Origin of the sequence: Rhizobium sp. YJ-22 (genome assembly GCF_029601685.1) — a bacterium.
In the GTDB taxonomy this organism is placed as follows: domain Bacteria; phylum Pseudomonadota; class Alphaproteobacteria; order Rhizobiales; family Rhizobiaceae; genus Metarhizobium.
Genome location: NZ_JARRIR010000003.1, coordinates 325,631 through 325,911, shown reverse-complemented (window position 1 = coordinate 325,911; position 281 = coordinate 325,631). Strand labels below are relative to the sequence as shown.

The following is a 281-nucleotide window of genomic DNA, read 5'->3' as shown; positions in this document are numbered from 1 at the left end:
CGAAACGATGCCGCCGTCGACGAGAATGCCGAGATTTTCGCGCAGCGTCGTGCCGGCGATGCCGTTGGCGCGGATCGAAAGCTGGGCGTTGGAGGGGAAGACGATGAGATTGTCGCCTTCCTCCAGCTCCGTTTCCGGGAAGAAGGAGAGAAGCGCGTTCAACACCGCCAGCGCCCGGTCGCGCAGGCCCAATTTTTCGCGGGCGTCGCAGAGATCGCGAAACACCTTCCATTTGTCGACGCGCTTGCCGGTGGGGATCTCCGCTTCCGCGAGCTGTCCCG

Annotated in this window: 1 protein-coding gene; it reads right to left on the bottom strand. The window is 63.7% G+C overall.

The features are described from left to right. The coding region (locus P7F60_RS09510; RefSeq protein WP_277917493.1) for a helix-turn-helix domain-containing protein at positions 1-281 on the bottom strand (281 nt) is incomplete at both ends.